The sequence below is a fragment of the Pseudomonas sp. 10S5 genome, from assembly GCF_035019745.1.
Taxonomy (GTDB): domain Bacteria; phylum Pseudomonadota; class Gammaproteobacteria; order Pseudomonadales; family Pseudomonadaceae; genus Aquipseudomonas.
In genome coordinates this window covers 122887-144783 of the sequence record NZ_JASJVL010000002.1, presented here as the reverse complement: position 1 = coordinate 144783, position 21897 = coordinate 122887, and the positions used below count along the sequence as shown (strand labels likewise).

The 21897-nt window shown below is 56.3% G+C and carries 11 protein-coding genes; 2 read left to right on the top strand and 9 right to left on the bottom strand.

Going from position 1 to position 21897, the window contains the following annotated elements:
* Nucleotides 1-2 precede the first annotated feature (2 nt).
* Genes QN378_RS02140 through QN378_RS02130 form a run of 3 tightly spaced genes read right to left on the bottom strand, consistent with a single transcriptional unit; the run spans nt 3 to nt 3770 of the window.
* Nucleotides 3-899, bottom strand: coding sequence for an antimicrobial resistance protein Mig-14 (locus tag QN378_RS02140; RefSeq protein WP_322206503.1), 897 nt, complete (start codon nt 897-899; stop codon nt 3-5).
* Nucleotides 899-2029 (bottom strand): glycosyltransferase, encoded by a 1131-nt coding sequence (locus tag QN378_RS02135; protein ID WP_322206502.1) that lies wholly within the window; start codon nt 2027-2029, stop codon nt 899-901. Before QN378_RS02135 ends, QN378_RS02140 begins: the two co-directional genes overlap by 1 nt.
* Nucleotides 2013-3770 carry a carbamoyltransferase gene (locus QN378_RS02130; RefSeq protein WP_322206501.1) on the bottom strand — a complete coding sequence of 586 codons (1758 nt, stop codon included), beginning with the start codon at nt 3768-3770 and terminating at the stop codon, nt 2013-2015. The genes QN378_RS02135 and QN378_RS02130 overlap by 17 nt, the downstream gene beginning before the upstream one ends.
* A 282-nt stretch (nt 3771-4052) precedes the next feature.
* Between QN378_RS02130 and QN378_RS02125 the strand changes: the two genes are divergently transcribed.
* Nucleotides 4053-10103 carry a membrane-targeted effector domain-containing toxin gene (locus QN378_RS02125; RefSeq protein WP_323546786.1) on the top strand — a complete coding sequence of 2017 codons (6051 nt, stop codon included), beginning with the start codon at nt 4053-4055 and terminating at the stop codon, nt 10101-10103.
* A 27-nt stretch (nt 10104-10130) separates the two neighbouring features.
* Here the strand turns inward: QN378_RS02125 and QN378_RS02120 are convergent, their stop codons facing one another.
* From QN378_RS02120 to glnE, 6 genes are all read right to left on the bottom strand, one after another.
* A complete protein-coding gene (locus QN378_RS02120) occupies nt 10131-11567 on the bottom strand; it encodes a lipopolysaccharide kinase InaA family protein (RefSeq protein WP_322206498.1) in 1437 nt (478 codons plus the stop codon).
* A 116-nt stretch (nt 11568-11683) separates the two neighbouring features.
* Nucleotides 11684-12490, bottom strand: a complete 807-nt coding sequence (gene rfaP, locus QN378_RS02115; RefSeq protein WP_322206497.1) for a lipopolysaccharide core heptose(I) kinase RfaP — start codon at nt 12488-12490, stop codon at nt 11684-11686.
* Nucleotides 12487-13611 (bottom strand): glycosyltransferase family 4 protein, encoded by a 1125-nt coding sequence (locus QN378_RS02110; protein ID WP_322206496.1) that lies wholly within the window; start codon nt 13609-13611, stop codon nt 12487-12489. The genes rfaP and QN378_RS02110 overlap by 4 nt, the downstream gene beginning before the upstream one ends.
* Entirely contained in the window at nt 13611-14672 is a 1062-nt protein-coding gene (gene waaC, locus QN378_RS02105) for a lipopolysaccharide heptosyltransferase I (protein ID WP_322206992.1), read from the bottom strand. Before waaC ends, QN378_RS02110 begins: the two co-directional genes overlap by 1 nt.
* A gap of 11 nt (nt 14673-14683) precedes the next feature.
* Entirely contained in the window at nt 14684-15718 is a 1035-nt protein-coding gene (waaF, locus tag QN378_RS02100; RefSeq protein ID WP_322206495.1) for a lipopolysaccharide heptosyltransferase II, read from the bottom strand.
* 127 nt (nt 15719-15845) lie between these two features.
* Nucleotides 15846-18794 (bottom strand): bifunctional [glutamate--ammonia ligase]-adenylyl-L-tyrosine phosphorylase/[glutamate--ammonia-ligase] adenylyltransferase, encoded by a 2949-nt coding sequence (gene glnE, locus QN378_RS02095; RefSeq protein WP_322206494.1) that lies wholly within the window; start codon nt 18792-18794, stop codon nt 15846-15848.
* A gap of 383 nt (nt 18795-19177) precedes the next feature.
* On the opposite strand from glnE, the gene aceE reads away from it, so the two are divergent.
* Nucleotides 19178-21823, top strand: coding sequence for a pyruvate dehydrogenase (acetyl-transferring), homodimeric type (aceE, locus tag QN378_RS02090; protein WP_322206493.1), 2646 nt, complete (start codon nt 19178-19180; stop codon nt 21821-21823).
* Nucleotides 21824-21897: the final 74 nt, after the last annotated feature.

Below are 21897 nucleotides of genomic sequence, written 5' to 3'. Positions count from 1 at the left end.
ATTCATACTTGAAACACCGGCACCTGGCTGCACCACCGGTCCTTGTATTCGCGATCAGCACGCCCAAAAGAGAAACGCAGCGGTTTGTTATTAGCACGCGCCTGTTCCCAAGCACTTTGAGTATTAAGAAAACTGAGGACGCTGCCAGGACTAAAACCGCGGTTTTCCGGATCGACACCGCCGTTGATGTATTCCACGCTGATCCACTCCGGCGCTTCGACCCGATACACCAACTGGATGGCGATAGGTGAGTCGTTAAGGAACAGCACCGAGCCAATCATCAGCTCACGCAACAACTCAATCACGTCCGCCATCCGTTCGGCGCCGGTAGCAGGGAACCCCCAGCGGCGCTGGAACAGGTCGCAATACATAGCGGCTAATTCAGCGCTGGTGAACTCAGCCACAGGGCGCGCTACGCCGCCCGCTTCTTCCAACAGACGCAACTCACGGCGTTGGTTGTAGCGGAATTTTTTCGACAGCTCTTCCGGCGCACGGGACATGGCCAGCGATTCTGGCTGAGGTTTCAGGGTACTGACCCGGCCTTCATTCAGGGCCGATAGATAGCGCGCTCTATGGCGCAACGCAACCTGCGCGCCAGCAGCCACAGGCAAAATCAATTCGGCATTGCCCAAATCGAACAGACCTTTTTTGCCCTGGCGCTTGAGCACGTCTTTTGAGAGGGCCAATGAGCGGCCCCACGTCGGGATCGCGGCCTGCAATTCGCCGCTCTGCTCCCAGCCTAAATAACGCACCGGGATATCAGCCAGCGCAGCCAAGCGTTCGACAACCAAGGGATGGGTTGCGACGCTGCCGCCAAAGCGTTGCCAAGCCTGGGCATAGGTTGGGGCATCGATAAGAGTCCAACCACGTTCACGCCAGCGTTGAAATCGGTTGAGCATCAGGACTCCGCGATCAGGCTGGTGACTTGCGGCAAGCGCCAGAACACCTCGCGTACAGATTGATCGGAGAACCGCTCTTGCAATCGCAGCAGCATCAACTCGGCGCAAGCCGTTCGCTGTGCCTCATCCAGTGTCGCCAGATGAATAAGCCCTTGGGCCAAACGCTGGTCATCGCCCAACGGAAACAGGATGCCGACGCCTTCAACCACTTCCTTGGCGCCACCCGCCGCCGTTGCCAGCAGTGGAACACCCGCGACCATGGCTTCAAGCAGCACCATACCGAACGGTTCGTGATCCGAGCTCAACGCGAACACATCGAACGCTTTGTAATAACGGTGAGCTTCACGGATCTGCCCAAGAAACAGCACCTGCGAACCAACGCCCAACTCCAGCGCTAACGCTTTGAGGTCTTGTTCCAGCCGCCCGGTGCCGAGAATTACCAGCTGGCTCTCGGCAGGCAGGTTCGGCAGCGCCAAAGCGAAACCGCGCAGCAACGTCGCTTGATCTTTGTCCGGGTGCAGACGACCGACGTTGCCGACGATCCATGCACTGAGCGGCAAGCCCAATTCAACACGCGCCTCGGCGGCAGACAACTGAGTAACCTGTAACTGCTCAACGTCGATACGGTTGTACAGGGTTTGAATACGCCCGACTGGCCACTTCGGCAAGCTTTTACGCATGTCATCGCGCACTGCGTCGGACACGCCCAGCAGGCTCAAGCGCCGGCGGAAGATATACGCGAACAGCTTGCGGGTACGGCGGTGATAGTCGCCAAACGCGTGGTGGATACCGATCACTGGCAAGCGCGTCGCCAACAATGCGATGTAAACCGGTTTGAAACGATGGGCGATGCAAAAACTAAAAGAACGCGTAGCGGCGATTTTTCGCAGATCGCGGATCGCCCCTAGCTTCAGGCCACGAATGGCCTTGGAGCTGTATTCGAGAAATAACACTTCGTCCGAAGCACAAGCAATTGCCACCTCAGGATCAGCGGCTCCGGTCAGGAATACCGTGGTCACTCGATACCCTTTACCGGCAAACAAGCTGGCGTATTGCCGGGCGCAGTCGAGAAACGGCCCGTCATAGCCGTGACAAAACTGCAGCACATGGCGATCAGCCGAACGTGTCATAAGCCTCTACACCGTCTTTGAGGACCAAGATGTCTTCCATAATCAGGTATTCCAGATCGGAACCGAAGAACATGTTCAACGCGTCAGTCGGAGAACAGATCATCGCTTCACCACGTCGGTTGAGCGAGGTATTGAGCGACACACCGTTGCCGGTCAATTCTTCCAGCGCTTTCATCATGTCGTAATAGCGCGGATTGAACCTGCGCTCCAGCACCTGTGCGCGAGAAGTGCCATCTTCATGGACGACTTCCGGCACGCGGGCTTTCCACTCGTCAGCCACTTCGAAGGTGAAGGTCATGAACGGCGCGGGATGATCGACTTTGATCATCTGTGGGCCAACCGTATCGAGCATAGACGGGCAGAAAGGCCTCCAGCGCTCGCGGAACTTGATCTGTTCATTGATCCGGTTGGCCACGCCAGGAATGCTCGGGCAACCAATAATCGAACGGCCGCCCAGTGCACGCGGACCAAACTCCATACGTCCCTGGAACCAAGCCACAGGATTTCCTTCGACCATGATCTTGGCGATGCGCTGCGGGGTATTGTCGATTTGGCGCCACACCGGCTTGCTCGGATGACGGGCGCAGGCAGCGATCACGTCTTCGTTGCTGTATTCCGGGCCGAGGTAAACGTGCTCCATCTTCTCGACCGGTACACCACGGGCGTGAGATACATAAGCAGCAGCACCCACTGCGGTGCCGGCATCACCGGACGCTGGCTGCACGAACAGCTCTTTGACTTCCGGGCGAGCAATGATTTTCTGGTTCAGTTTGACGTTCAGCGCGCAGCCGCCTGCGAAGGCCAGCTTACCGGTTTCCCGGAGGATGTCGCCCAGATAGAAATCCATCATCTGCAACGAAAGCTTCTCGAACAGCGCTTGAATGCTGGCCGCGTAGTGGATATACGGTTCGTCAGCGACGTCGCCCTGACGGCGCGGACCTAGCCATTCGATTAGTTTCGGCGAGAAGTAGAAACCCTTGCCATTCTCTTTATAGCGACGCAGGCCGACGACGTTGGCGTAATCGGTGTTAATCACCAGCTCGCCATTTTCAAAGGTCGCCAGACGCGAAAAATCGTATTTGCTGGCATCGCCATACGGCGCCATGCCCATCACTTTGAATTCACCATCGAGCATTTCGAACCCGAGGAACTCGGTAATCGCCCCGTACAGGCCGCCGAGGGAATCTGGATCGAAAAATTCTTTGATCTTGTGAATTTTGCCGTTTTCGCCGTAACCGAAAAACGTAGTGGCGTATTCACCCTTGCCGTCGATGCCCATGATCGCGGTTTTTTCTTTAAAACCTGAGCAATGGTAAGCACTAGAGGCATGAGCCAAATGATGTTCAACCGGTTCGATCTTGATTTTCTTTGGATCGAAGCCGAGCTGCTCCAAGCAGAACACAATCTTGTTGCGATAGCGTTTGTAGCGACGGTTACCCATCAACAGCGCGTCGAGGGCACGGTCAGGCGCATACCAATAGCGCTTGGCGTAATGCCAACGCGCTTTGCCAAACAGGCTGACCGGCGCGAACGGAATCGCCACCACGTCAACGTCTGACGGCTTGATACCCGCTTGCTCCAGACAGAACTTCGCCGACTCGTACGGCATACGGTTCTTTGCGTGCTTATCGCGAACGAAGCGCTCTTCTTCAGCGGCCGCTACCAGCTTGCCGTCGATATATAGGGCTGCGGAAGGATCATGGCTAAGGGCGCCGGACAGGCCAAGAATCGTCAATGCCAAAGGGGTCTAGCCTCATGAGTCTGTATGCAGGCGACGTGCGCCTGAGAAAATATGCCCTCGCAACAGGCGCGAGGAACAGCTAAAGCGCGAGATTATAGCGTAATGAGACTGTATGTGGTCGGGTGGCGACAGCATCGGAATACCGAGGAGAACTTAAGTTGTCTGGCCGGTTTTCTCGCTCAGGTTTCCGCCCCCAAACCCTGATAACTATCTAACACTACACAGGCTCGTTTTTTGGTTGGATTGAGGCGAACACCCATACAGCCATCAAAAGAGTTCCGCATGCAAACACCATCGAATAATCGCTCAACACTCCTCACCCGTCTGACAGCGCTAAGCACCACGTTGACGAAAGAACTTGTGTACTTGCCTGAGGCGCAAGACCTGACACTGCAAGAAATGCAGAACCGCATCGATTTTTTCTGGGTCGCGCCGAGCGCCCAAGGCACGCCACGACGGGAAGTGTTTATTGCGGGTATCGAGCAAGCCCTGCGCGATGAAGTCGCGCTCAAGATTTCCGACGGGTGCTTACACCCTGCCTACCGAGACTGCTTGCCATTGCCCGCAGCGGACAGTGGCGAGCGCCTCGCACCTGCATTCCACAGCCTGCAACTGAAGTTGAATGATCAAAACACCATTGAGTTAGCCGGCGCCCTCGTGATCATCAACCATCAAGGCCCGACTTTACTGGTACTGCCGGGGTATGGCGTGGAAGGTTTTGCCAGCCATGCGTTGCTGGTCGAGACCCTTACGAATTGGGCCAACGACTCCGCCCTGCGCAGTCTGCTGCTTAACAACGCCGAGCAACGCGTGCAGAACATGCTCCTCGACATTGAAGCCGATCCTGACCTGTTTCTTGAACCCGTTGATGCGCTGGATTGGCAATTGACCTTTATCGCTGATAAGCCCTTCGAGCACGCTTTCGAAAGACAACTGGACAAACAACGCGCTGATATTAGCTATGCGTTCGAGGGCAATGCACGTCAGATCAATCAGGCCATACGCATGGGCGGAAGATTTGGCCCGGCGGCAATGCTCGAACTGCGTGAGGTCAGCCATAACGCAAGCGAGCAGCGCAAAGCTCTGCCGGACTGGCTCTCGATCGCTAGCCGGGAGGAACTCCAGTGCTACGTTGAAAGCTTGAGAGCGTACGAGCAAATACGTGGCGCATTATCGAGCATGCTCGGCGGCGCTTCGTCACCAGAACAATTCGCCACTCAGCGCCTGCGTGCTCAAATCGAAAATGATCTGGGCCATGATCTGAGCCCGGAACATTTGATGATTTCCACATGGCGCCAGTTACCGCTCAGCAACGAGCCATATAAGGTTACCCGTTCGTTGACTCAGCTGGCGCTCTACGGACTGCACCCCGGCGACATGGACACTGGTTCGGTTTTCCTGACCTGGAGCACCATCAACCTTCAGGGGCAGCCACTGGCCTCTGACTACCCAGGACTGACCAACGCCTATATTGGTGGACTGATCCAGACACTGGATCTACGCAGGGCGTTTGGCCCGGCTCAGCGCGAAGCCTACGGCTCGCCTCACGCCCAAAGGATCATGCGCGACGTTACTCGACAGCAGGTGAAGGCCATGGCCTACGCTGCAAAGCTGAAAGGGCACATTTCACCTCGGGACTACGACCTGATAAGCGCTTTGAGCCAACCCGAGCGCGAAACAACAGGCGGCGCGACCCGTGTGCAACAGGTGACGTTGAACAATCGCCATGTGTTGAGCAACGTGCTGCTGTTTCGTCAAGAGGATGCCCAAGGTCGGCTCGAACGTTTGGTGATGTTCATGTCCGACAACCCGCGAGGCCGCCAATTTCAGGGATTCGACAACGAACGCCAATTGTGTCAGGAACTGGTGGGCTGGAGCGCCTTTGCTGACATGAGCGACTACCTGCTCACGCAAGTCAGCTCCACCCACCGTACCGCCCTGGCAAAGCAGTTATCAGCGCTGAAACAAAAACCTCAACCGCCGGCCGACTTCGTTAACCTTGCTCCACCGTTGCCTTATGAGGAAGCGTTACGCGCTTTGGTGAACAAGCGCATTGGTGTGATTCTCTCCGACCAGGAACATCACACTCCAAATTGGTACTTGAATGCCAATACAAACCAACGTCAACAGTTGGTTGCTCTGGAGGATGCTATCAATGCCGCGCAAGCACATTACCAGGCCAAAGCCCATGCACAGGTTCAGACATTTGATGACTACGTGCATAAAAGAGCTATGCAGAAGATTAATGAGTTGCTCGGCACCGCCGAAGGCCAGGTCGACCCCGACAAGATCATCATCACCACGAACCGAGAAACGCTGAACTACACCCAGATGCTGCGCAACGGCTATGACGACAGCATCAACCCGGTCAACACTAACCCTGTTGCCGATGCACGATTCAAGGGTCCAGACGGTATCGACCTGACTCCGTTGACTGCAGAGAAAGTAGCGCGCTCGGTACACGGTGCGTGGCTCAGTGATCAATACGTGGCCCACATCAAAAACACCCTGCTCAACGCGGACACCACGGGATACACATACCGTCGCCGTACCAGCCTGCTTATTGCTCAACTGCAGATGAACGCCGCTGCCCTGCGCAGTTATCTTAAAAGCGAGATCAATGCTCAGCAGTATCAATGGCTCAAGGCATCCATTGAGCAGATGCATGTAAGCGACCCGGCAACCCGTCGTCGCTACCCCCTATACCCGTTGCAGTTCAAATTGGACAACCCGTTGATCGCCACCAACGTAGCTGAACTTGGCAGCTTACTGGATTTTCTGCCGCTGCCTGGCACCCAGATAGAAACTGTACAAGGCTGCCATGTGCTAACTCCCGAGCTCTCCGCCAATACTCGAGACGCCCTGCTCTATACGCCAAATGCACCGGATGACGTGGACTTTCGCCCCTTCGGCAACTTCGTCGACACGCTCAAACGCGAAGGCATGAGCGACTACTACAAGGATCGCTGCCGCATTCGCGCCAACCGCAAGCTGGCGTTTTTTCTGGCAGACATGAAAGCAGGCGGCAACAGTCAGCCGCCAGCACTACCAGACTCACCGCTGACAGACCTTCACGATCAGCACTTCAACCAAATCATCCAACGCAAAATCCACGACGTCGAAGACGCCACCACCGGACGCAACGACATGCTTCAGAAGCTGATCTGGACCAGTGTCGAACTGATCGCCACCGCAGTCACCCTGCCGTTCCCCCCCGCCAGTTTCGCGGTAGGTGCCTTATTGTCGATGCGCGACAGCCTCCACGCGCTAGAAGCATTCAGCGATGGCGATCAGGAAGCCGCCAGTGGCTACATTCTTAGTTCCCTGCTCAATGGCCTCGGTGCGGCGGGCGATCTGCATCCGGGCCTCAAGGGTTTTGCCCATGTTCTGCGCACCGCGTCCCGCAACGCGGGAAAAAGTCAGATTCTCGACAGCGCCACACACCTCCAACGAATTTTGCCACCCCTGAAAAACCTTCGTCCGATGCAGGTTCATGGCGAGGTGTTTTGGACCACCCCCTCGACAACGAACGGACACGCGCCGTTGTTCAGAGTAAATGTCCGGCACCCCGACACGCTGATTCCCAGCGGTCAATTCGCGGAGAAGGATATCGCCGGCGTCTGGCAACCGTTACGCCGCGAAACCGACCAGGCAACTCCCCAAGGCACGCTCAATCGGAGCTATGCCGTGGGCGTGTCGCTGCGAGAAACCGCGCCTATCGCCAACGGACATGCCAAAGGCGTCACGCTGCTTCAGGGTCAGCATTACATCGAACTGGAAGGGCTGACGTTCAAGGTCCAGTTCGACGCTCGAATTCGTTGCTGGCACATCGTTGATAGCAACAACCCTTTTGCGTTTTTCGGCAAGCAGCCGGTTTGCCTCAATAACAAAGGTCAATGGCAGTTGGTGGACCTAAACCTGCGGGGCGGCGGCCGGCCGAAATATCATCCGTTTGAGGAGGAAATTGCCGGCCAAAACTCTGCAGCCAGCGACTTGAGCAACTATGAACTGCCCGCGGCAATGCGGCCTTACACCCACAGCATCGTCGACCCCACGGCAGCAGACGATCTTGGCGTCAGCGGCCTCGGAATTGAGCAATGGATGGGGCCGATGTTGACGGACCTGCGAAAAACTTACGCCGAATTCAGGAAAATCCTCTACAGCGACGCCAACGCGTTTTTTAATCAGGTAACACCTCCTATTCGGCCCGAACTGCCCATGCTTGACGAAACGGTGCGCCCTGAGAAGCTACTCAGCAGCATCTTCGAAAAAACCAATGGCTTGGTCATCAGCGAGGCGCCCCGGGCAGTTGTCAGCAAACAATGGCTGATCGACAACATGCCCCTGCTCGCCGAGCAAAAAATCGAGATCCTGTACATCGAACATCTATTCACTGATCTCCATCAGAGCAAGCTGGCCAAGTACAAAAAAGTGGGCAACAAGACAAAATCTGGATCGAGGGAAATCAAATTCCACCTTAAACATCTTGGTGGTGGCGCACTGGATAACCAGAGCAAGGAGTACGACTACTACCACCTGATAAAAGCGGCGCACAAATACGGTATTGAGGTTAAACCATTGAACTCAGCGGTCAGCTACCCCTTTAATAACAACCCGGTAGCGATTGCAGCGAATGACCCTGCAGCCGCACAAAAAATGAGTAACTTTTTCGGTCACAAGCTGATCAGTGCGGACATGAGGGCACGGCCAGAAAAGCGCTGGATCGCGTTGCTCGACCAAAAAATGGCGAACACCTGGCGACAGGTTCCGGGCATAGCTGACTTGAGCGGCGCAATCAGCCTACGATTTGAAGGCCTGCCCACCGGCAGTCTTTCGCGGATGCGTCGAGATACCGCTGGATCAATTGCGGGTGATCCGCTGGCCAAGGCCGACTTTACATTGCAAATGGCTGATTTCAGGATTGCAGCACTCGCGGCTTTCCCCACGACGACCTCAATTACGCGTCTGGACGATGCTTTATATTCGTTGCTCGAAGGCAGGATGAGAACGACTGCGGACAGTGTTCACCCGTATGTCGATGCTCATGGCTTTCAATTGGATGAGGCCGGTCATTGGCAACGAGCGGACCCTGACTCATGGCCGACGGAACACTCTATAACAGCCATTCAACACTCGTTACTCGACACCCGATATGATCTGCCCATTGAACTGCGACCGACGCTGCATGAGCTGGCGAACTTCCGTGATGGAGGTATTCATGAAGACTATGGTTTTACCGCCGACCATCTGACTCAGGCCCGGGAAGTATTTTTCGACCTGCGCAGGCAACTGCAAAAAGATTCACGACAGGTCATTTCCGGCGACCTACCGCCGCGTCCAACCCTGCCCGAGGTAGCTGCGGGCACAACGATTCCAGACTTCATAGATAACCTGTACGAGAACACCTCGGGCGTGGTGGTCGGCGAAGCGCATGCCTCCATTGGCAGTAAAAAATTTATCATCGACCACTTGCCGCAACTCTCGCGCAGGCAGGTAAAAACCTTATACATGGAGCATCTGCTGACGGACCTGCATCAAGCAGATCTCGATCGCTTCGCCGACACCGGGCAGATGAGCAAGACCCTGCTGCACGACCTGAAAAAACTGGATCAGGATTACCGCACGGATCCAAAAAAGGTCTATACCTTTGAAAACCTGGTCATTAGCGCGCGCAAGCAAGGTCTGGAAGTCAGGGCCATCGATTGTTCAGCCAGTTACTACCTGGAAGGGCTAAGTCGTTCGGCACCCACCACTCGCCAGCAAATGATGAATTTCTTCGCCTCGCGGACCATTCGCAAGCATCAAGAGGTAATGGGGCCGCACAACTGGATTGCGTTGGTGGGTAATACCCATGCCAATACCTTCCAAAAAATCGTGCCCGGCGTTGCCGAGCTCGAGGGAGCTATCGGGGTTCGTGTCGTCGACGTCGGCCCGGGGCAGGGACGTGCACCATTCAGGGATCTGGGCGAACAACTGGTCGAAAACCATGCCAGCACAAGCGTCTTTCTGCAGAGCGACTACCGCTTGGATATACCGACGCTAGATAGTGCGGCCGAGTCGATAATCGTAAACAGACCGCCCCTCGCTTTGCCCGCTGAAGCAGAGCTGACCGAGCCAGGAATGTTCCTCATCGATGAGTCAGTATCGGACCGCCCGGTGATCGTATATCGATCAGAAGAGGGCGGCGTTGAGCGCATGCTCATTGACCGGAATGAACACGGCCAGTTGTACGTCGAGCATCCGGCGTGGGAATCGGTTCATCAGCATGCTTACGCTGATCTGTGGGATTTGATTCAGGCGCTTGAGGGGTTGAATTTGATCCGGGTCGCCTGATTAATCCAGAGATAACGTGTAGGCAAATCAACACCGAGGCAAGCGCTGCTCCAGCAATTGGTGCAGCGCGCTTTCGGGTGGCCAGTTGCGCATGAATCGTGCCCGATCTCGCGCAAATGCAGATGAAAAAGAAGAAGCTGAGGTGTGTTGACACATGGCGTCGAGATCGATCAGCGCCCAACGGTCTTGATGCCAGAACACGTTGTGTCCTTTGAGATCACCATGGCTGATTCGCTCGTCAATCAGCCGAGCGAACAGGTGGTCAAGCGCCAACAACTCCGCTTGCGGAACATCGCCCGAGGCCACATGCGGCGCAAACTGCTCAATAATGTCCGGCCCCGGCAAATATTCAGTGATCAGGTATGCCTTGAACCGCAGCCAGAAAAATCGCAGCTCCAGCATCGCCAGCGGCTTAGGTGTTGCAATACCAAGAAACGCCAGCCGATTGCCTTCGCGCCATGAATGCCAAGCGCGGCTCGGACGCCAAAAACGTTTGAGCCAGTGAGCGAAATTTTTAACGTTGTAGCGTTTGATCACAAGCTGCCGACCTGCCACCTCAACTCGCCCTACGCTGGCCGCTCCTCCGGTCTTGTACAAATGACCGTGATCAAGCAACCCATCGGCGTCAGCCAGCACCGGCGACATTGCGGCCTCTTCTTCGCGACGAATAGCGCGCAGACTGAAAGGACCATCGTAGACGCTAAACAAACTGCAATCGCGCGCGACTTTGCCCAGGAAGTCTTTCAAACGCCAGTTGCGGGTCTTGTTGATCTGTTTTTGCAGTGCTTGCATGGGCAAGGCGTGTTCGCCATTGCTCAGCAAATAATGCACCAACAGCTCTTCGGTGAACGGTTCCAAGGCCTTTGGCAACTGAGCAAAAAAAACACCCAGATTTTCCAACACCCGCTGCCGCGACAACGGATTACCTGCCTGTTCGGCGCGAATGCCCGCCCCATCAATCAGATACAACTGCCCTTGATAACGCAGCAGGTTGTCCAAATGAAGGTCTTCTTGCCACAACCCTTTGCTGTGTAGCGTTGCGATTATTGACAGTGCCTCCCCCAATACCGTTTGCTGCTCATACGCGAGGGGGGGCAATGTTTCGACCTCAGCCCAACTATCGCCGAGGCTTTGCGCGCCTTCCAGAAACTCGAATAATAGCCAGCCGCCCTGACCTTCTTTGAGGCCTTCGACCAACAATAACGGGGTCGTCATGCCCTGCTCGGCTAGGTGGTGGACACCATCACGCTCGCGTTGAAAGCGTCGAGCCGCCTTAGAGCCGACCAACAGTTTCGCCAGCACCGTACGGCCGCGCCAGATACCGGCGCCAACATAACGTTGCCCCGGCAAAACACGCAGTAACGTCAACAATTGCAGTTCGGCTGGGCCAGCAGCATCGGCCAGCGCCAGGTTGATGGGCAGTATCGGCGTACGTCCGGCGAATTTCAGATCAGACAACTGCATCAACATACCTCTTTATAACTACTGCACTTTGTCAGACCCTTGTGGGCGAACAGCATCGGCCGCCGCTGTATCCACGTGCTCAGGTCAGTCCAGCTATCCACGTTTGCCTGCGGCCATCAGAGTGCATCACCGTAACGTCGTTTGCGCTCGTAAAGCTTACTGGCTTTAGTCTCCAGCCAAGCGAGCAATGCCGACTCTTGTGCGACGACTTGACGCAACGGAAGTTGAAAGTATCCGCACATGTAGCGCAATTTATCGCGCGAGGTCAGCCCAATGTCCAAAGCCGAGAAATACAGGGCGGCCAGATCCTTGTTGCGCCAGCGCAAGGTAATCGTCTTGCGCGTCTGGGCGCGGTGCAGATCGATCAGCGACAGCTTGAAGTCATCGGCGGTCACCGGTTTGTCGGTGTGCAACAGAAAGTGGCAGATGTAGCAATCGCGGTGGTTGACACCAGCGCGGTGCATGATGCCGGTCATGCGCGCAACTTCGGCTATTAACGCACGCTTGAGGCGCGGTGCCGGTGGCTCCTGACGCCAATGAATACTGAAATCTTCCAGGCTGACAGTAGGCGCCAGCTCCTCGGTGACGATGAACGAATGCTGTGCGGCAGGGTTATTCCCGCGCTCACCGTAGGCTACGGCGGTCATGGTTGGCACGCCGACTTCATGCAGACGGTTGATCGCCCGCCACTCCTGACCGGCACCCAGCACCGGCAACTTGGCGGTTACCAGATTTTTGGCCACTTCGCCCCAGCCAATTCCCCGATGAATCTTGACGAAATAACCGCGACCCTCGACTTCAGTACGTAAAGTGCGTCGACCTTCTAGCTCACGATAAACCTGACCGTCCAAAGCCTCGACTTCGGCGAACGCATCGCGACCATCCCAAAGTCTTTTGAACGGTTCAGCGAGAATCAGTTTCATCCGTGGTGCTCCGCCAGAATTACATCGGCCGCGTGCTGCGGCATGCTGTAAAGGTCCGCTGTATCGGCAAAGACCAAACCGTGCTGGCTCCAGGCTGCACGCGCCGAATCATCAGCCAACATGGTAGCGAGGTATTGATTGAGTTGCGCCTGTTCGAACGGGTGGGTCAGCACCCGCCCACAGTCAGCTTCGGCAATGTAATGCGCATAACCACATACAGCGCTGACCAGTACCGGCAGGCCCGCGACCAAGGCTTCGAGTAAAACAGTACCGGTGTTTTCGTTGTATGCCGGGTGAATCAATAGGTCGGCACCCATCAGGAAGCGGGGTATGTCGCTGCGCCCCTTGAGGAACTGCACCTGCTCGCTGATCCCCAACGTGGCGCTTTGCACCTGGAATACTTTGGGGTCGTCCTGACCGATTACAAACAGTCGCGTGCGCGCTTTCAGCTCAGGCGGCAATGCGGCCAACGCCTTAAGGCTGCGGTCCACGCCCTTGGTCTTGAACCCTGAACCAATTTGTACGACCAGCAAGTCGTCATCGGCAAGGCCGAACTCCTGACGGAACTCGGCACGAATCTGCGGCGCATCCGCAGGCGCTCGACGGTCCAACCCAATCCCCGGCGGCAGCAGATGAAAGCGCTCAGCAGGGGTGCCGTAGTGTTTGACGAACAACGGTTGCTGTACTTCGGAGATCATCAGCACGTCGGTTTTAGCGTCTTTGGCAAATACCGCTCGCTCGTAAGCAGCGAAGTGACGATAGCGGCCCCAGCGGCGATACAGCGAACTGCGCAGGTTTTGCGCTTTGTCTTCGAAGCAGCCATCAGCGGCGTAGTACACATCCAGCCCCGGCATTTTATTGAAGCCGATCAGACGGTCCACCGGACGCTTGAGCAGATCCGCCTCGACCCACGCGCTGAGCCTTTCGTAACGCGTGTGATTGAACAGCGCCTTGACCGGCACCATCACCACCTCAAATCCGGACGGTACTTCACCTTCCCAAGTTAGCGTGTAAACGCGAATATCATGACCGCGTTGCTGACACTCCAGGGCAATGCGCATGAAGTCGCGTTGCAGACCGCCGAACGGAAAGTATTTGTACAACACAAACGCCAATTGCATCAGTTGGGTTCCTTTGCCAGCAACAGCGAGCCCAACTGGCTCGCTACTCGCTCGGGATTCAAACGAGTGAAGCACAACGGCCACTCGCTACTTAGATCGAAACGACGCTGTTCTTCAACGGTCGGGCGATAGGTGCATTTCTTTTGCAGGCAGGGCGCGCAGGGGAAGTCGCTGGCCATGTGTACCTGGGATCTACCATAAGCACCGGTCAATACCGGGTCAGTGGGACCAAACAGTGACAGGGTCGGCACGTCCAGCGCAGCCGCCAAATGGCCGAGGCCGGTGTCCACCGCCACACATGCCTGAGCGCCAACCAACACCCGCGCGACACCCGCCAAGTTGAGTTTGGGCAGCACCACAACGTTATCGAGCCCAAGTGCGATGCGTTCTGCGCGGGCCAACTCGGCGGGATTGCCCCACGGCAGGCGCACTTGCAGCCCACGCCCGCTCATGATCTCAGCCAACTGCCGCCAGTAGAGCTCCGGCCAGTGTTTGGTGGCCCACGTGGTGCCATGTAAAAACAGCACAAACGGCTCGTCCACCGGCGCATCAATCAAGCGCGAACGATCAAGGCCGTAATCGCCGATATCGTCCGGCACCTCATAGCCCAACGCCTGGGCAAATAACAACCGCGAGCGTTGCACCGCATGCTGCTCAGGATTGACGGGGAAATGCCGATCATAGAATCGGCTCGCCAATGGTTCGCGGGCCGACAGCCGATCAAGGCCAACTACCGGCGCCTTGACGTAACGAGTAAGCCAGGCACTTTTTACCAGCCCTTGGGCGTCAATTACCAAGTCGTAACGGGTTTCGCTTAAGCGTTTCTTCAAGCCGCGCCATTCGCCGTTCCTGAAGGTTTGCCAGAGGTTTTTACGCCAGCGACGAATCGCCACCGGAATGACCTCAGCCACCGCAGGATGCCAAGACGGGATCTCGGCGAAGCTTTCTTCAACCACCCAATCGAACTGAATGCCCGGTAACGCACGAGCAGCGTCGGTCAACGCTGGCAACGCATGAATCACATCCCCCAAAGAGGAAGTCTTAATCAACAGTACCCGCAAACTACACAAAATCAGGAAACCTCGACCGGGGTGCCGCCCAAGCGACTCAGCGCCTCGACCACAGGTTTGGGTTCAAGCAGACGCAAGCAATTGTAATGACCGAAACGGCAGGTACGCTCGAAGCAAGGGCTGCACTCGATGCCCAATTGGACGATTTCGACGTGTTCAGCCAGTGGTGGCGTAAAAGCTGGCGAGGTAGAGCCGTAGACCGCCACCAATGGCCGGTTGAGCGCTGCAGCCACGTGCATCAGCCCTGAGTCGTTGGACACCACCGCGTCGGCGCAAGACATCAGATCGATGGCTTCGGCCAGCGAGGTTTCGCCGCAGAGGTTGATTGACTCTTCACGCAAACCCGGAATCAACCGTTCGCGAATACTTTCGCCGACCGGATGATCCTTCTTTGAGCCAAACAGCCACACTTGCCATCCCTCTCGAACCTTCGCCTCAGCCACTTTGGCGTAGTGCTCGGCTGACCAGCGCTTGGATTCGCCGAACTCAGCGCCGGGGCACAGCACCAACAACGGACGATCCAGGCTCAAGCCAAACTTCTGCAGTGCGACGTCGCGGGTAGCGGCATCGATTTGCAGGCTCGGGCGTGGATAAGGCCGTGGAATCTCAGCGTCAGCTTCGAAGGCCAGCGCCATAAACCGCTCAATCATCAGCGGGTAACGCTGTTTGTCCAGGGTGCGCACGTCGTTGAGCAATCCGTAGCGAAACTCGCCACGCCAACCGGTGCGCTTGGGGATGCCCGCAAAAAAGGGGACCAGCGCTGACTTCAGGGAGTTGGGCAGCAGTATCGCCTGGTCGTACTGCCCCTTCAGTGACTTGCCGATCCGGCGCCGAGTGGCTAATTCAAGTACGCCGTGGCCGAGCGGAAAGCTCAAGGCCCTACGCACTTGCGGCATGCGCTCAAGGATGGGCCGACTCCATTCGGGCGCCAGCACATCGATTTCACACTGGGGATGACGCTGCTTCAAGCATTGAAACAGTGTTTGTGCCATCACCATGTCGCCGACCCAGCTTGGCCCTACGATCAGAATTCTCATGCTTAATCCAAAAACCATCAGAAACGATCAGGGAGGCTTATCAGGTTGCGGAGCGGTTCCACACAACCTGACGCCTCCCTGTCATAGCTATAAAGGCATACCACCCTTGGCACGCCGGATAAGACTGTTAACTCAAACCCAACCCCGCCCAGATCCGCAGCACTTCGCGCCTTTCGGCATGAAACTGATCACCACTGACCACCCCGGCTTGCTTCTGCAAAGCCTGACGGTGCGCGGCTGCACGATAGACTTTATAAGCCTCCCGCAACAGATCTGCATCTGCGCTCGGGATTAGACTTGCGTGTTCCAGCCCTTCGAGTATGCGGATGTTGTCGGTGTAGCGCAGCAGCTCCGGGTGCTCCCAGGACCATGCCAAGGCGGCGTATTGCACCATAAATTCGATATCGACGATACCTCCGGCATCCTGCTTGAGATCGAACGGTGCCGTGGCTTCAAAGGCGTTGGCGGCGGTTCCGGCCACGGTAGCCTTGCTGCCGAGGGTGCCGCGCATCTTGGCGCGCATCTCACTGACGTCGGTCCGTAAGGCCGTTAAATCACGTTCACGACTCAGCACCGCTGCGCGCACTGCCTCAAACGCCGAGCCGACCTCATGACTCCCAACCAATACGCGCGCACGAACCAGCGCCTGATGTTCCCAGGTCCAGGCTTCGCTTTGTTGATAGCGATCGAACGCGCCCAATGAACTGACCAGCAATCCAGATGCGCCCGAGGGTCGCAGGCGCATATCAACCTCGTACAACTGGCCAGAATTAGTTTGGGCGGTCAGCAAATGAATAATTCGCTGACCCAGTCGGGTGAAGAACTGCGCGCTGTCGATGGGTTTGGCGCCATCGGTTTCCGCGTGGGGATCACCGTCATGGATGAACACTAGATCCAGGTCCGAGCCGTGACCCAATTCGATACCGCCGACCTTCCCATAGCCTACGATGATAAAGCCCGGATCACACAACGTGCCATCAGAATGCTTAGGTGTACCGTGTTTAGCCACGGTGTGTCGCCAAGCCAGCGCCAGTACTTGTTCAAGAATCGCTTCCGCCAGCCAGGTCAGGTAGTCGCTGACTTTCATCAATGGCAGATTACCGCTGATCTCCGAGGCCGCCACCCGCAAGCTGTGCGCCAGCTTAAAATGGCGCAGGGCTTCCATTTGCTGTTCCAGGTCGTCCTCAGGAATACGCGTCAGCCGTTCGCGTAACTCAGCGCCCAGCTCCGGGGCCAAAGGCGGGCTAAACAGACGGTCCTCGTTGAGCAGCTCATCGAGCAATAGTGGAAAACGCGCGATTTGCTCGGCGATCCACGGACTGGCCGCACATAGCGTCAACAGGCGCCGCAAAGCTCTCGGATTTTCAGTTAGCAACACCAGATACGCCGAACGTCGAGCAACAGCTTCGACCAGCGGCAGCACGCGCTCCAGCACCAAGTCCGGATCACTGTGCTCAACCGTTTGGGCCAGCAGCCTCGGAATAAACGCATCAAGACGCTCGCGACCCAGGCGTTGCATGGCACGCAGTTGCGGGCTATTGCGCAATCCCGACAGACGTTTCAACGCATTAGCGGCGTCAGCAAAACCGCCATCTTCCAGCTGCCGACAGGCTGCGCCTTCATCCTGAGAATCTTCCCATAACGGCAACCACTCTGTGCCCAACACTACTACCCGGCCTTCATCGCCGTCCTCCTCATCCGGGTCGGCGATGACCTGACGGAAATGCCACGCCACTCGGCCGCGCCAATACATTAGTCGCTCGAGAAAACTTGCCCAGTCGGCAAAGCCCAGCATGAAAGCCATACGCGCTTGATCAACTTCGCCATCGGGCAGCATCTGGGTCTGACGATCAGCGATTGCCTGGATTGCGTGCTCGGTGTACCGCAAGAACTCATAAGCTTGGCGCAACTCACCGACCACCGCCGGCGGCAAATAACCTTGGCCTTCCAAGGTATTGAGCACTTTTAACAAAGGTCGTTGCTGCAAGCTGAGGTCGCGACCACCATGGATTAGTTGGAACGCCTGGGCGATAAATTCGACTTCTCGAATACCGCCAGAGCCCAGTTTTATGTTGTCGGCCATACCTTTACGGCGGACTTCCTGATGAATCAGCTGCTTCATCGTGCGCAGCGCTTCGATGGCTGAAAAGTCCAAATAACGCCGATATACAAAGGGCCGTAGCAGGTCGATCAACAGGGCACCGGCCTGTTGATCTCCGCCTACCACTCGCGCCTTGATCATGGCGTAGCGCTCCCAGTCACGACCCTGGTCCTGGTAATACTGCTCTAGCGCATTGAAGCTAAGCACCAGCGCGCCGGATGAACCGTAAGGCCGCAGACGCATGTCAACGCGGAACACAAAGCCGTCCACCGTGATCGGATCTAGGGCTTTGATTAGCCGTTGACCCAACCGGATAAAAAATTCCTGGTTGTCGATAGACCGCTTGACCCCTTGGGTTTCGCCACCTTCGGGGTAGCCGAAGATCAGGTCTATGTCGGACGACAGGTTGAGCTCCACCGCGCCTAGCTTGCCCATTCCGAGGATCACCATCTGTTGCGGCTCCCCGCTGCGACGACCCATCGGCGTACCGAACTGCTGACAATGACGCAGGTACAACCACTGATAAGCCAAATCGATGCAGGCATCCGCCATGTCTGACAGGTCACGGCAGGTTTCTATAAGGTCGGCCTGGCGGCTCAGGTCACGCCAGACAATGCGAATTTGGTGGCGGGTGCGCTGTCTGCGCAGTAGGCGGCCCAAGTCGTCTTCGGTTTCGGCGGTCTGCACGGCGGCGGCTATTTGCTCGCGTAACTCCCCTGCCCAAAAACTGCGATCCAGTTGCCCGGAGTCCATCAAGTCCAAAAACATTGAGGTGTCGCGAGACATTTGCTCGGCCACAAAATCGCTGGCCGCGCACACCCGTTCGAACGTTACACGGCGGGAGTCGGGCCATGCATCAAGTTGAGCCAGGGCGGCATCCGATAAAGCGGTGGCATTAGTGCGTAAAGTCAGTTGCGCACGACCGACAAACGGAAGGAGGATGGCCGGCAGTTCGGCCAGCAAAGGGAGACTCATGGGCTATCCTTGGTCGGCGTGGGGAGGGACCGCCGCAGTGGCAGGAACAAATGCATAACTGACAGAATCGTCGAACAAAAGTTAGAAATAGCTAAAAACCAGAATTTATTGGCAGCTAACATCAACTTTTAACCTGTTACAGTTCACTTCGCACTCACATTATCGATTTACATCACAACACAATAGGAGCTGCACTTACGCTCTTCTGTAGTTTTACTACTAGGAGACAAAGTCGAAAGGCTGAAATGGCCGACGATTTGTAGTAAAACTACACAACGCCGGTACAACCTCCGGTCATCCAAGAATTTTATGTCGTCTGCCCACAAGGCCAGTCGCTAACTCAGGCAACCGATTCTGGAAGCCTTTCCGCCCTGGAGCAAGCCATGCAAGACCTCGATCCCGTCGAAACCCAGGAATGGTTGGACGCCCTGGAATCGGTTCTCGACAAAGAAGGCGAAGACCGCGCCCACTATTTGATGACCCGTATGGGCGAGCTTGCCACCAGAAGTGGCTCACAGCTGCCTTACGCCATCACCACGCCATATCGCAACACGATTCCCGTTACCCACGAAGCACGCATGCCTGGCGACCTGTTCATGGAACGCCGCATTCGCTCGTTGGTGCGATGGAACGCTTTGGCCATGGTGGTCAAAACCAACATGAACGACCCCGATCTGGGCGGCCATATTTCCAGCTTCGCCTCAAGCGCAACCCTGTATGACATCGGTTTCAACTATTTTTTCCAGGCTCCGACCGATGAACACGGCGGCGACCTGATCTACTTCCAGGGTCACGCATCACCAGGCGTTTACGCCCGTGCATTCATGGAAGGCAGGATTACCGAAGACCAAATGAACAACTTCCGTCAGGAAGTTGATGGCAAAGGCCTGTCGTCATACCCGCATCCGTGGCTGATGAAGGATTTCTGGCAGTTCCCGACCGTCTCCATGGGCCTGGGCCCGATTCAGGCGATCTACCAGGCACGCTTCATGAAGTACCTGGAACATCGCGGCTACATCCCTGAAGGCAAGCAAAAAGTCTGGTGCTTCCTCGGAGATGGCGAGACTGACGAACCAGAATCGCTGGGCGCAATCTCTTTGGCCGGTCGTGAAAAACTCGACAACCTGATTTTCGTCGTCAACTGCAACCTGCAGCGTCTTGACGGTCCGGTTCGCGGCAACGGCAAGATCATCCAGGAACTCGAAGGCGTGTTCCGTGGCGCTCAATGGAACGTGACTAAAGTCGTTTGGGGCCGTTTCTGGGACCCACTGCTGGCTAAAGATACCGACGGTATCCTGCAACGCCGGATGGATGAAGTCATCGATGGCGAATACCAGAATTACAAAGCCAAAGACGGCGCATTCGTTCGCGAACACTTCTTCAACTCGCCTGAACTCAAGGCGATGGTTGCTGATTTGTCCGACGACGAAATCTGGAAGCTCAACCGCGGTGGTCATGACCCGTACAAGATGTATGCGGCCTACCACCAGGCAGTCAACCACAAGGGTCAACCGACCGTGGTATTGGCCAAGACCATCAAAGGTTATGGCACTGGCGCCGGCGAAGCGAAAAACACCGCGCACAACACCAAGAAAGTTGACGTCGACAGCCTGAAAAGCTTTCGCGACCGTTTCGACATTCCGATCAAAGATGATCAATTGGATACCCTGCCGTTCTTCAAACCAGAACCAGACAGCGCCGAAGCCCGTTACTTGAGCGAGCGCCGCACTGCACTCGGTGGTTTCGTCCCTCAGCGCCGCGCCAAGAGCTTCAGCTTGCCGACGCCGCCGCTGGAAAGCCTTAAAGCACTGCTTGACGGTACTGGCGACCGCGAAATCTCCACCACCATGGCCTTCGTGCGGATTCTGTCGCAATTGGTCAAGGACAAGGAAGTCGGCCAGCGTATCGTGCCGATTATCCCGGATGAAGCCCGTACTTTCGGTATGGAAGGCATGTTCCGTCAGTTGGGCATCTACTCGTCCGTCGGCCAGCTCTACGAGCCAGTCGATAAAGAACAAGTGATGTTCTACCGCGAAGACAAGAAAGGTCAGATTCTCGAAGAAGGCATCAACGAAGCAGGCGCTATGTCCTCCTTCATTGCTGCCGGTACCTCGTACAGCAGCCACAACCAACCGATGATTCCGTTTTACATCTTCTATTCGATGTTCGGTTTCCAACGGATCGGTGACTTGGCTTGGGCCGCTGGCGACAGCCGCACCCGTGGCTTCCTGGTTGGCGGCACGGCCGGTCGAACCACGCTCAACGGTGAAGGTCTGCAGCACGAAGACGGTCACAGCCACATTCTGGCCTCGACCATCCCGAACTGCCGCACATTCGACCCGACTTACGGCTATGAACTGGCGGTGATCATCCGTGAAGGCATGCGCCTGATGTTCGAAGAGCAGCAGGACGTTTTCTACTACCTGACCGTGATGAACGAGTCCTACGCGCACCCGGCCATGCCGGCGGGTTCCGAGGCAGGCATCATCAAGGGTATGTACTTGCTTGAGGAGGACACCAAGGAAGCGGCGCACCACGTCCAACTCATGGGCTCGGGCACTATCCTGCGTGAAGTACGCGAAGCGGCGAAGATTCTGCGCGAGCAGTTCAACGTCGGTGCAGATGTCTGGAGCGTCACTAGCTTCAACGAACTGCGTCGCGACGGTCTTGCCGTTGAACGCAGTAACCGTCTGCACCCAGGTCAGAAACCTGTCCTGAGCTACGTGGAAGAATGCCTCACTGGCCGTAAGGGTCCGGTGATTGCATCGACCGACTATATGAAACTGTTCGCTGACCAGATTCGTCAGTGGGTACCGACCAAAGAATACAAAGTCCTGGGCACTGACGGTTTCGGCCGCAGTGATAGCCGCAAGAAGCTGCGTAACTTCTTTGAAGTTGACCGCCACTTCGTGGTGCTGGCGGCTTTGGAAGCCTTGGCTGATCGCGGCGACATCGAACCTAAAGTAGTGGCTGAAGCCATTGCCAAGTTCGGCATCGATCCTGAAAAACGTAACCCACTGGACTGTTAAGAGTCTGTCTCAAGATCGCAAAGGGCGCTGACAAGAAGCGCGGAACAGCTGAGGATGCGGAATTTACCCACGTA

Bases quoted from the DNA above. Each gene is read 5' to 3' on its own strand.
- QN378_RS02140 (WP_322206503.1), bottom strand. From the start codon at position 899: ATGCTCAACCGATTTCAACGCTGGCGTGAACGTGGTTGGACTCTTATC.
- QN378_RS02135 (WP_322206502.1), bottom strand. From the start codon at position 2,029: ATGACACGTTCGGCTGATCGCCATGTGCTGCAGTTTTGTCACGGCTAT.
- QN378_RS02125 (WP_323546786.1), top strand. From the start codon at position 4,053: ATGCAAACACCATCGAATAATCGCTCAACACTCCTCACCCGTCTGACA.
- QN378_RS02120 (WP_322206498.1), bottom strand. From the start codon at position 11,567: ATGCAGTTGTCTGATCTGAAATTCGCCGGACGTACGCCGATACTGCCC.
- rfaP (WP_322206497.1), bottom strand. From the start codon at position 12,490: ATGAAACTGATTCTCGCTGAACCGTTCAAAAGACTTTGGGATGGTCGC.
- QN378_RS02110 (WP_322206496.1), bottom strand. From the start codon at position 13,611: ATGCAATTGGCGTTTGTGTTGTACAAATACTTTCCGTTCGGCGGTCTG.
- waaF (WP_322206495.1), bottom strand. From the start codon at position 15,718: ATGAGAATTCTGATCGTAGGGCCAAGCTGGGTCGGCGACATGGTGATG.
- glnE (WP_322206494.1), bottom strand. From the start codon at position 18,794: ATGAGTCTCCCTTTGCTGGCCGAACTGCCGGCCATCCTCCTTCCGTTT.
- aceE (WP_322206493.1), top strand. From the start codon at position 19,178: ATGCAAGACCTCGATCCCGTCGAAACCCAGGAATGGTTGGACGCCCTG.